Source organism: Arthrobacter sp. CC3 (assembly GCF_039907775.1).
GTDB lineage: Bacteria > Actinomycetota > Actinomycetes > Actinomycetales > Micrococcaceae > Arthrobacter.
This window is the reverse complement of record NZ_JARCCY010000078.1, coordinates 1-10,435: the sequence shown is the minus strand read 5'-3', so window position 1 is coordinate 10,435 and position 10,435 is coordinate 1. Positions and strand designations below refer to the sequence as shown.

The 10,435-nt window shown below is 66.9% G+C and carries 9 protein-coding genes and 1 pseudogene; 8 read left to right on the top strand and 2 right to left on the bottom strand.

Annotated elements, in window-relative coordinates; genetic code table 11:
- Positions 1-110: 110 nt before the first annotated feature.
- The 7 genes and pseudogenes from PV761_RS23725 to proC all read left to right on the top strand — a co-directional run bounded on the left by PV761_RS23725 (position 111) and on the right by proC (position 6,867).
- Positions 111-1,166 carry a hypothetical protein gene (locus PV761_RS23725; RefSeq protein ID WP_347899979.1) on the top strand — a complete coding sequence of 352 codons (1,056 nt, stop codon included), beginning with the start codon at positions 111-113 and terminating at the stop codon, positions 1,164-1,166.
- A 119-nt stretch (positions 1,167-1,285) separates the two neighbouring features.
- Positions 1,286-1,735, top strand: coding sequence for an SseB family protein (locus PV761_RS23720; protein ID WP_028269932.1), 450 nt, complete (start codon positions 1,286-1,288; stop codon positions 1,733-1,735).
- An 81-nt stretch (positions 1,736-1,816) separates the two neighbouring features.
- On the top strand, positions 1,817-2,884 hold the full coding sequence (locus PV761_RS23715; RefSeq protein WP_347899978.1) for a Ppx/GppA phosphatase family protein: 1,068 nt from the start codon (positions 1,817-1,819) through the stop codon (positions 2,882-2,884).
- A 1-nt stretch (position 2,885) separates the two neighbouring features.
- On the top strand, positions 2,886-3,722 hold the full coding sequence (locus tag PV761_RS23710) for a sugar phosphate isomerase/epimerase family protein (protein ID WP_347899977.1): 837 nt from the start codon (positions 2,886-2,888) through the stop codon (positions 3,720-3,722).
- A 120-nt stretch (positions 3,723-3,842) separates the two neighbouring features.
- Positions 3,843-4,184: a YciI family protein gene (locus tag PV761_RS23705; protein ID WP_347899976.1), complete on the top strand. Its 342-nt coding sequence runs from the start codon at positions 3,843-3,845 to the stop codon at positions 4,182-4,184.
- A 17-nt stretch (positions 4,185-4,201) separates the two neighbouring features.
- Positions 4,202-5,518 (top strand): annotated as a pseudogene (locus PV761_RS23700) (sigma-70 family RNA polymerase sigma factor).
- A 515-nt stretch (positions 5,519-6,033) separates the two neighbouring features.
- Complete coding sequence (gene proC / locus PV761_RS23695; RefSeq protein WP_347899975.1) at positions 6,034-6,867, top strand: pyrroline-5-carboxylate reductase; 834 nt, start codon at positions 6,034-6,036, stop codon at positions 6,865-6,867.
- 54 nt (positions 6,868-6,921) lie between these two features.
- Here proC and PV761_RS23690 read toward each other — a convergent pair whose 3' ends face one another.
- Together PV761_RS23690 and PV761_RS23685 are read right to left on the bottom strand one after the other, a co-directional pair.
- Positions 6,922-7,608, bottom strand: a complete 687-nt coding sequence (locus tag PV761_RS23690) for a TrkA family potassium uptake protein (protein ID WP_043437835.1) — start codon at positions 7,606-7,608, stop codon at positions 6,922-6,924.
- Positions 7,601-9,034 (bottom strand): potassium transporter TrkG, encoded by a 1,434-nt coding sequence (locus PV761_RS23685; RefSeq protein ID WP_347899974.1) that lies wholly within the window; start codon positions 9,032-9,034, stop codon positions 7,601-7,603. The genes PV761_RS23690 and PV761_RS23685 overlap by 8 nt, the downstream gene beginning before the upstream one ends.
- A gap of 104 nt (positions 9,035-9,138) precedes the next feature.
- Here PV761_RS23685 and PV761_RS23680 point away from each other — a divergent pair, with 104 nt between their 5' ends.
- Positions 9,139-10,362, top strand: a complete 1,224-nt coding sequence (locus tag PV761_RS23680; RefSeq protein ID WP_347899973.1) for an acetoin utilization protein AcuC — start codon at positions 9,139-9,141, stop codon at positions 10,360-10,362.
- Positions 10,363-10,435: the final 73 nt, after the last annotated feature.

The following is a 10,435-nucleotide window of genomic DNA, read 5'->3' as shown; positions in this document are numbered from 1 at the left end:
CGTGGGCTGCGTTCCGGAACGCAGCCCACGGCCCGCACCCACGTCCTGGGTTCTCCACATGGCCCGGCGCTGTGCTTCCGCGCTTCCCGACGCCAGTGGAGGCTGGTGCAATGAACAATCAGGGAATCCCCCAGCCGGGTGAAGCCACAGATCCGCTCGCTAACATCTGGGCGGAGGCCACGCCGTTCCCCTCCATCGCGTCCGCTCGCGTCATGCCCACGCTCCCCGTGAGCAGTGCCGCCGTCGTACCCGGGGGTCTGCTACCGGCCGGCGACGTCATGTGGCGGACGGAAGAGCTGCTGGCCCAGGGTCTCAGCAAACGGTGCATCAACGAGCACCTCCTTGCTGGCGTCCTCGTCCGAGTACGCACTGGCATCATGGCCCGCGGCAGTTATTGGAATGCCCTTTCTGACGGTGACCGGGGGCGTGCGCGGCTCGTCGCCTACAGCAAGCGGACCCTGCCGGCGACGGCCGACGGCCTGACGTTCAGCCACACGTCCGCCGCCCGGTTGCACCGCCTGTATCTGTGGCGGGCCGACCAACTGATTCACGTGACCATTCCCTACCACGCGGCCCGGGGTTCCCACGCTGCCGATGTCAGGGCGCATTCAGCTCATATCCTGGACAGCGACCGCATCGAGGTAGGCGGTCTGCCAGTAACGTCATTGGACCGAACGGTGTTGGACTGCGCCCGGACACTCAGCTACCGGCAGGCACTGATCCTCCTCGACCACGGGCTACGGAGCGGAGCGGATCGGCACTGGCTGGAATCGGAGTGCACCCGGCTGGCCGGCGTCCGGGGCGTGGCCGGCCTCCGCCGGGCGCTGGCTTTTGCGGACCCACTGTCCGAGTCGCCCGGCGAGTCGTTGACCCGGGACGTCATTGCGCGGTTGAAGTTTCCGGCCCCTGTGCTCCAGTTTCCGGTGCAAACAGCCCGTGGTACCTACCGGTTCGACTTCGCATGGCCGGAACTCCGCGCCGCATTGGAATTCGATGGGAAGTCAAAGTACTTCGATTACAAACCGACAGCCCAAGTGATTTATGAGGAGCGGGAACGGGAGAAGCTGTTGACCGAGCAGGGGTGGCGGATCCAGCGCATTGGCTGGAAGGACCTGTTCGACGAGCGCGGCATGAAAGTGAGGCTGCTGCGGCTCCTGCGTGGCTGAGGCCGTGGGTGCGGGCCGGGGGCTCTGTTCCGGAACACATCCCCCGGCCCGCACCCACGAAGTCGAAGCCGGACGCCGCACGTTTGCGCCCCGCCCGGCAAACGTGGTCGAGTAGAGACATGACTGAACAGCCTGCACCCGCGGAAATCCAGCCCCTGAACGACCTCGAAGAGAAGCTCGCCACAGGTGACCACCCGGATGCCAACCCGGTGGACGTCATCCTGTCCTTCCTCAACAACGAGGTCTACATCATCAGTTCCGACGCCCTTGAAGGCGAAGACGCGCAGGTGGAGCCCCTGGTGCTCTCCAACGCCGAGGGCAAGCCCGTACTTGCCGTCTTCTCGCACCCGAGCCGGGTGGACCAGCAGTTCCTCGACGCGGCCCCCAATGTCCTGGGCACCCAGGGCGCCGCCATCATCGGCAACCTCGGCGACGAGCTCGGCATGGTGATCAATCCGGGCAGCGCTTTCGGCTTTGAAATCGATCCCGAGGGCGTGGCCAACATCCGCCGTGACTTCAAGCGGGCGGACCAGCCGTCAGAGGATTCCGCCGAAGCAGCAGCCGAGTAGCAGCTGCTTTAATACCGACGCGGACGGGCAAGCCGCCGACGCAGTTGCGCCGGCGGCTTGCTATCGGTGAATAATGGCAGAATGCGTCTTGGCGTCCTCGACATAGGATCAAACACCGTCCACCTGCTCCTGGTTGATGCGCATCCCGGCGCTCGGCCGGTGCCCTTTGCCTCGCACAAACGCCCGTTGTCGCTCGTGCAGTTCCTCGACGCCGAGGGAAACATCAACGACGCCGGCCAGCACGAGCTCATCGAATTCGTCCTGGAAGCGTGGGAGTTCGCTGCCAAGCACAAAGCCCAGGACCTGCTGGCCTTTTGTACTTCGGCCATCCGCGAAGCCACCAACGGGCCGGCCGTGCTGGCCAGGGTCAAGCACGAAACCACGGTGACGCTCCAGGAACTCACCGGCAGCGAGGAAGCGTCCATGACGTTCTTTGCGGTCCGGCGCTGGTACGGCTGGGGCGCCGGACCCATCCTGAACCTCGACATCGGCGGCGGCTCCTTCGAAATGGCCCAGGGCCAGGATGAGCTGCCGGAACTGGCCACCTCCGTGCCGCTGGGAGCAAGCCGCCTCACCCGCGACTGGCTGCACGAGGACCCGCCCACGGCGAAGAGCGTCAAGGAGCTCCGACGCTACATCCGGGCCACCCTGAAACCCGCTGTCAAAAGCTTCAATGAGCTGGGCAGGGCCAACGTGGTGGCCGGGACGTCCAAAACCTTCCGCTCCCTGGCGCGAATAGCCGGCGCTGCCCCGAGCGCCGCCGGACCGTACGTTAAGCGCCAACTGGGCGCCACGGACCTCGGCATCTGGGCCCAGCGGATATCGGCCATGAAAACCGAGGACCGGCTGCACCTCCCCGGCGTCTCCGAAGCCCGCGCCAACCAGCTCCTCGCGGGAGCACTCGTGGCCGAGGCCGCGCTGGAACTCTTCGAATTCAAGAAGGTCAAGATCTGCCCGTGGGCGTTGCGTGAAGGACTGATCCTCCGCAGGCTGGACCAGCTGATTTTCGAAGGTCCCCTGGAACCCGCCTCCCACGCAGCGCTGCCGCCGGTTACGGCAGCCCCCGCCGCCTTAACCGCGCAGGCCGCCGAAACCGCCCCGGCTGCCGCAGCGGCCCCGGCCACCGTATCCGGCGGGAGGGCCGACTGAGATGAGCGCCGGCGTCGAGCGTTCCGCTGAAGAGAACCGCGTCATTCCGGTGGCGCTGTCCAGCGCGTCCGTCTACCCGCTGAGCGTGCACGATGCCTTCGCCGTGGCGCAGGACCTGGGCTTTGACGGCGTGGAAGTGATGGTCACCAACAACACGACCAGCCAGAGCCCGCACTCCCTTCTGGAGCTCAGCCACCGCTACCGGCAGCCGATCGTCTCCATCCATGCACCCACGCTGCTGCTGACCCAGAAGGTGTGGGGTTCGGCGTGGAACAAGATCGAAATGTCCTGCCGGATGGCCCGAGAGGTGGGCTGCGGCACCGTGGTGGTTCATCCGCCGTTCCGCTGGCAGAACAACTACGCGGAGAATTTCCCGGCCGGCATCCGGCAGCTCGCCGACATGTACCAGGTGCGGATCGCCGTCGAAAACATGTACCCGTGGCGAGTGCGGGGACGGGAGACGGTTGCCTACCTGCCGCACTGGGACCCGCTGGGGCAGGATTACGACGACGTCACCTGGGACTTCTCGCACGCCGCCACCGCGGGGGCCAACAGCGTTGAGGCGATCAAAGCCCTCGGCAGCAAGCTCAGGCACATCCACCTGACGGACGGATCAGGTTCCGGACGGGACGAGCACCTTATTCCCGGTCGCGGCAACCAGGGCTGCGCCGAAGCGCTGCAACACCTGGCAAGGACCGGCTTCGACGGCGTGGTGGTGGCGGAAATCTCCACCCGGCGGGCGAAGTTCGCGGGGGAGCGCGAAGAGTGGCTGAACGAAACCCTGACGTTCGCACGCCAGCACCTGAGCCACCCGCTGGTCGGTGCGCGGGAGGCCTAGCCACACTGTCGACAGGCTTTCTCAACGGGGTGGTGCGGGATGTCGATACGGGCGGCGGCCGTTCGTGTAGAGGGTGAGACGCCGGCACCCGGCCGGCCGAATCCGCAAGGAGGAAACCAAATGTCACAGTACCTGCTCAGCATTTACCAGCCCGACGGCCCCGTGCCGGACGCGGAGTTCCTGGAGCCCATCATGCGCGAGCTGGGGACCCTTAACGAGGAGATGAAGGCAGCCGGCGCCTGGGTGTTCGCAGCCGGCCTGTATCCGGCGGACACCGCCACGGTCCTGCGGCCGCAGGGGGACGAGGTGCTCATCACCGACGGCCCCTTCACCGAGGGCAAGGAGCATCTGGGCGGTTTCACCGTCGTTGACGTGGACGACCTGGACGCGGCCCTCGGCTGGGCCCGCAGGCTGGCAAAGATCGTGACCCTGCCGGTCGAAGTCCGCCCCTTCCAGCACTAGGCGTTCGGACGCATCCGATGACGGGACCCGTTTCCGGGACCGGTGCGGGGGATTCTGGGGGCGATCCCGCGGTGGCGATAGCCCGCGTCTTCCGCCGCGAGTACGGCCGCGCCGTGGCGGTCCTGGTCCGGGTGTTCGGCAGCATTGACATCGCCGAGGACGCCGTCCAGGACGCCGTTCACGGCAGCGGTGCAGCGCTGGCCGTCCGCGGGCATCCCGCCCAGTCCCGCCGGCTGGATCATCACTACTGCCCGCAACAGAGCCATCGACCGGCTCCGGCGTGACGCCGCCCGCGACGACAAATATGCCCAGGCGGCGCTGCTCCACTCCCGGAACGGGGAAGCCCCGGGAGCGGCGCCCGAAGACCTGCTGATGGATGAGCTGGGGGAGGAGGCCGGAGTGAACGATGACACGCTGCGGCTGATCTTTACCTGCTGCCACCCCGCCCTCGGAATGCCGGCGCGCGTGGCGCTGACGCTTCGCCTCTTGGGCGGGCTGGGTACTGCGGAAATTGCGCACGCCTTCATGGTGCCGGAAAAGACCATGGCCCAGCGGCTGGTCCGGGCCAAGGCCAAAATCCGGGACGCCCGGATTCCCTACCGCGTTCCCCGCGGTGCCGAACTGCCGGAGCGGCTGACGGCCGTGCTCGCCGTCGTCTACCTCATCTTCAACGAGGGATACAGCGCGAGCTCCGGCGAGGCAATGGTCCGGGACGAGCTTTGCACGGAGGCCGTCAGGCTGGCCCGGCTCCTGGTCGCGCTGATGCCGGACGAACCCGAAGCCCAGGGGCTGCTGGCGCTGCTGCTGCTGATTGGGTCGCGGCGCGCCGCCAGAACGGCGCCCGACGGCGGCACGGTGCTTTGGCGGACCAGGACCGGGCGCTGTGGGACCAGGACCTGATCCTCGAAGGCCAGGCGATTGTGCGCCGCTGCCTCCGCCTGAACCGGCCGGGACCGTACCAGCTTCAGGCTGCCATCAACGCCGTCCACAGCGACTCCCCGTCGGCCGGTGCGACGGACTGGAACCAGATCCTGCGGCTGTACGACCAGCTCCTGCAGGCCTCGCCCGGCCCGGTGGTGGCCCTCAACCGGGCGGTGGCTGTTGCCGAAGTGCAGGGCCCCGCAGCGGCCCTCGGGCTGGTTGATGCCTTGGACCTTGGGCGCTACGGCGTATTCCACTCGGTGCGAGCGGACCTCCTCCGGCGCCTGCGCCGGTACTCCGAAGCCAGGAAGGAGTACCGGAAGGCGCTGGCGCTGGCGGGAAATGCGGCTGAGCGGCGGTTCCTTGACGGCCGGCTGCTGGAACTGCCCCCGGCTGGCGAGCCGTCGTCGTGAATGCTTCCGTTCGAGGCGCAAGGCCCCGGTGAGCGAGAATGTGCCGGTGAACGTGCCAGGCCCCGGTGACCTTAAATAGAGAAAGCGCCGGACGGTCCTGCCGAAGGAATTGGGGGAACCCTTCCGCAGCCGCCCGGCGCCGCGCCGGTCCCGAAGAACCGGCTGTCATCACTCGCACCTGTGAGGCACTTTCCAAGCTAGCGACCCAGTTTGGGTGTTTCAGGAATTTTCCCTGTGCGTTGGCTGGCAATGTGCACTGGCCGGGGCTGAGGACGGGGCCGGGAGCCCGGACTTAAAAAGAGAAGCACCGGCGGCCCTGGCAGGAAAATGGGGGAAACCTGCTGCAGACCACCGGTGCCGGGCAAACATCCCCATGCTTGCCGCATCACTCGCACCCTCAATGAGGTAATAACTACGTTAGGCGTCCACTTTGTGAAGAAGCTGCGGCCATCATGTGAGCCAGCTGTGAATGGGGCCGGATGCGACAATGCTCGGCGAACTGCCATGATGGACCAATGAGCAACCGAATCGCATTCCTTGGCTGTGGATCCATGAACGAGGCCGTCATGAGCGGCATGCTGGAGGCCGGAACGGACCCCGCGGATGTCGTGGCCACCGTCCGGCGCGCTGAACGTGCCGCCGAACTTGCCCAGCGGCACCCCGGCATAACGGCCATAGCCGGCGAAGAGGAGCCGGAAAACAACATGCAGGCGGCCACCGGCTCCGACATCGTGATCCTTGGCGTCAAGCCTGTGGGAATTGCCGATCTCGCGAGGGAAATCAGCGGTGCGTTGTCCCCGAAGACCATCGTCATCAGCGTGGCCGCCGCGGTGTCCATCGCGCAGCTCGAAGCTGCGCTGCCGGCCGGACAGCCTGTGATCCGCACCATGCCGAACACGCCTGCAAAACTCGGGCGCGGCGTCGTGTCCGTCTCGCCCGGAACCCACTGCTCTGCCGAACAGCTGCAGCTGGCCAAGGACGTCCTCAAAGGTACCGGGACCGTCGTGGAGGTGCCCGAAGAACAGGTGGATGCGCTGTCCGCCATCAGCGGTTCGGGTCCCGCCTACGTGTTCTACCTGGCCGAAGCGATGGCGGCCGCTGGCATCGAACTGGGGCTGGATCCCGAGCTGTCACTCCTGCTGGCGCGGGAAACGGTTGCGGGCGGCGGCCTGATGCTGGCTGAGCCCGGCGCGGATCCCACCACAATGCGGAAGGCGGTGACCAGCCCGAACGGCACCACCGAGCGGGCCATCGCCACATTCGACGAGCGCGGCCTGCCGGCGATCATCGCCGACGGCGCCCGCGCCGCAGCCGCCCGCGCAGCCGAAATCACCCGGCAGCTCGGCTAGCGGCCCCGGCGGGGGCCACCGCAGGCTCGCGGCCCACCGCAGGCTCGCTGCTGGCTACGGGCGGGCGGCGAACCGTTCCAGCAGGTCCACGTGGCCGGACACGATCAGCATGTCCCGCGATGACACCTTGGTCTCCGGTCGGGCGTACGTGAAGTCCTCGCCCGGGGTCTTCACGCCCACGATGGTCACGCCGTACTTGGAACGGACCTTGGATTCCTCGAGGGTAAACCCGACGGTCTCCCGCGGCGGATACATCTTCACGATCGCGTAGTCGTCGTCGAACTCGATGAAGTCCAGCATCCGTCCGGACACCAGGTGCGCGGCACGGACACCGGCGTCGGCCTCCGGGTAGATCACGTGGTTGGCGCCGATCCGGGTCAGGATCTTGCCATGGGACGGGGTGATCGCCTTGACCCAGAGATGCTGGATCCCGAGGTCCACCAGGTTCACGGTGATCAGCACCGAGGATTCGATGGACGTTCCCACCCCCACCACGGCGGAACTGAACTCCTGCGCGCCGAGCTGGCGCAGGGCGTCGATGTTCGTGGCGTCGGCCTCGACGACGTGCGTGAGCACGGGCGCCCATTTCTGCACCAGGTTGCGGTCGCGTTCGATCGCCAGGACCTCGCGCCCCTGCTTGACCAGCTGTTCGGCGGTGGATGAGCCGAAGCGGCCCAGTCCAATCACCAGCACGGGGGCGTTGTGGGCGGGGCGATTTACGGCGCCTGAGGAATCAGCCAATGATGGGCCTCTCTTCCGGGTAGTGGTACAGCTGGCTGCGCTGGCGCAACGCCAGGGCAGCGGCGAGGGTCACGGTGCCCACGCGTCCGGCGAACATCAGCGCGGACAGGACATAAACGCCCGACGGCGGCAGCTCGGCACTGAGGTTCGTGCTGAGGCCAACAGTGGCGAAGGCTGAGATGGTTTCGAAGAGCACCCGGTCCAGGGAGGCCCCGCTGATGTGCAGGAGCAGGAAGGCCGAGACGGAGACGAGGGTGGCGCCGGCGACGATCACCGAGATGGCCACCCGCATGGTTCCCTGTGGAATGGTGCGGCCGTAAACCTTCACATCGGCGTCGCCGCGGGCCTCGGCCACGATGGCCAGGAACATGACGGCGATGGTGGTCACCTTGATGCCGCCGGCCGTGGAAGCCGACCCGCCACCGGCGAACATCAGGGCGTCGGTGAGCAGCATGGTGGTGGATTCCATGTGGTTCTGATCCACCAGGTTGAAGCCGCCGGACCGGGTCATGACGGAGGCAAACAGCGAGTGGGCGATTTTATCGCCGACGTCCATGGAACCGATGGTCCGCATGTTTTCCCACTCCATGAGCCCCCACAGCACCGTTCCGGCAGCCAGCAGGATGAACGACACCTGGATGGTCAGCTTGGTGTGCAGGTTCCATTTCTTCCAGTTCAGCCCGTTCTGCTGCAGCACCATCACCACGGGAAAGCCCAGGCTGCCCAGGAAGACGCCGAGCATCAGCGGGACCAGGATCCAGAGATCGGTCTCGTAGGGGACGATGCCGTCCGAGTGCGGCGTGAAACCGGCGTTGTTGAAGGCCGAGATCGCATAAAAGACGCCGTGCCACACCGACTGTCCCAAGCTCTCGCCGAGCGTCAGGAAGCGGGGGATCAGGGTGACGGCGAGGGCGGCCTCAATGACCACGGACGTGGTGATGACGATCCGCAGCAGGGTGCCCACCTCGCCGAGGCGGCCGGCGTTGTTCATGGCTTCCTGGGCAATCAGCTTGCCGCGGACGCCGAGCTTCTTGCTGACCATCAGCGCCAGCAGCGAGGCCAGCGTCAGCGTGCCGAGGCCGCCGACGAAGATGCCGATCAGGATGACCAGTTGGCCGAAGAAGGACCAGTGCACCGCGGTGGACACGACGGTCAGGCCGGTGACGCAGACCGCGGACACCGCGGTGAAGAGAGCCTGGTGCAGGGGAGTGAAATCGCCGGAGGCGGAGGACGCCGGCAGGGACAGGAGCCCGGTGAACAAAATGATGACAACACCGAACGCGGTCAGCGCCAGCCGTGCCGGCGACGTGTTGGCGATGTTGTCGATAAAGTCGCGGATACCCGTGAAAATCCACAGGCCCTCACGCTCCGGCATGCCGGGATGCCAGTTAGCCGGGCTCTGGGACCTCGGCTGGCTTTGCGTCATGTGCGGCTTTTCCTCGGTTGAAACTGCTTCCTTCAGTAGTAAACCACTATATTCCGCGCGATGACCGGGAAATCCGGGTGCCCCGCTCAGGTAGCCTGTCCTTGATGACATTCCTGCCCGGACTCACGCAGCCCGCACTGCCAACGATGGTGGTGTGGGACATGGCCATGACTGCGTACAACTTCGGCCACGGGCACCCGATGGCACCGGAACGGATGGAGCTGACCGCCCGCCTGGCCCGCAGCCTGGGCCTGCTGGACCTGGGGCACGTCACCGTAGCCGCCCCGGACGTGGCCGGCGACGAGGAACTGTGCACTGTCCACAGCCCCGAGTTCGTGGCCGCGGTCCGCCGGGTCAGCGCAAACCCGGATGTCCCCGACCTTGCCCGGGGCCTGGGCACGGAGGACGATCCCGCTTTTGCCGGCATGCACGAGGCCAGCGCCCGGCTGGCCGGCGGGTCACTGCTGGCTGCCCGCGCCATCCTGGACGGCAGCGCCGTCCGGGCCGTCAACTTCGGCGGCGGCATGCACCACGCCGCCCGGGAACGCGCCAGCGGATTCTGCATCTACAACGATGCCGCCCTGGCGATCCAGAAACTGCTCGACGGCGGCGTGCAGCGCGTGGCATATATCGACGTCGACGCCCACCACGGCGACGGGACGCAGAGCATCTTCTGGGATGATCCCCGGGTCCTCACCATTTCCCTGCACGAGACCGGCCTGACCCTGTTCCCCGGGACGGGCTTTGCGAACGAGATCGGCGGCCCCAACGCGGAAGGCAGCGCGGTCAACGTGGCCCTGCCCGCCGGCACCGGCGACGCCGGCTGGCTCCGGGCATTCCACGCGGTGGTGCCCCAGCTGATCGGTGCCTTCGAGCCCGAGGTGATTGTGAGCCAGCACGGCTGCGACTCGCACCGGCTGGATCCGCTCACGCACCTCAACATCAGCGTGGACGGCCAGCGTGAAGCGGCCACCGCCGTCGGGAACCTCGCTGCCCGCTGCTGTGACAACCGGTGGATTGCCACCGGCGGGGGCGGCTACAACGTGATCAGCGTGGTGCCGCGCTCCTGGAGCCACCTGATTGCCATCGCGGCCGGCCGGCCGGTGCCGCTCCGCACCCCGGTCCCCGCAGACTGGCGCCAGTACGTGCAGGAGAAGTACGGGGCCGTTTACGGCGTGCCGGCGCCCGAATTCATGGGCGACGACGTGGACGTGTGGTGGCGTTCGTGGGAGGTGGGCTTCGATCCCAACGACGAAGTGGACCGCACCGTGATGGCCACGCGCAAGGAAGTGTTCCCGCTGTACGGGCTGGATCCCTGGTTCGACTAGGGCGTGTCTCCTAAACCGGTGGCGTGCTGGCTGGAATGCTTGAGGGGTGTCGCGAACTTCTGTTTTGAGTGAT

Bases quoted from the DNA above. Each gene is read 5' to 3' on its own strand.
- PV761_RS23725 (WP_347899979.1), top strand. From the start codon at position 111: ATGAACAATCAGGGAATCCCCCAGCCGGGTGAAGCCACAGATCCGCTC.
- PV761_RS23715 (WP_347899978.1), top strand. From the start codon at position 1,817: ATGCGTCTTGGCGTCCTCGACATAGGATCAAACACCGTCCACCTGCTC.
- PV761_RS23705 (WP_347899976.1), top strand. From the start codon at position 3,843: ATGTCACAGTACCTGCTCAGCATTTACCAGCCCGACGGCCCCGTGCCG.
- PV761_RS23680 (WP_347899973.1), top strand. From the start codon at position 9,139: ATGACATTCCTGCCCGGACTCACGCAGCCCGCACTGCCAACGATGGTG.
- PV761_RS23685 (WP_347899974.1), bottom strand. From the start codon at position 9,034: ATGACGCAAAGCCAGCCGAGGTCCCAGAGCCCGGCTAACTGGCATCCC.
- PV761_RS23720 (WP_028269932.1), top strand. From the start codon at position 1,286: ATGACTGAACAGCCTGCACCCGCGGAAATCCAGCCCCTGAACGACCTC.
- PV761_RS23710 (WP_347899977.1), top strand. From the start codon at position 2,886: ATGAGCGCCGGCGTCGAGCGTTCCGCTGAAGAGAACCGCGTCATTCCG.
- proC (WP_347899975.1), top strand. From the start codon at position 6,034: ATGAGCAACCGAATCGCATTCCTTGGCTGTGGATCCATGAACGAGGCC.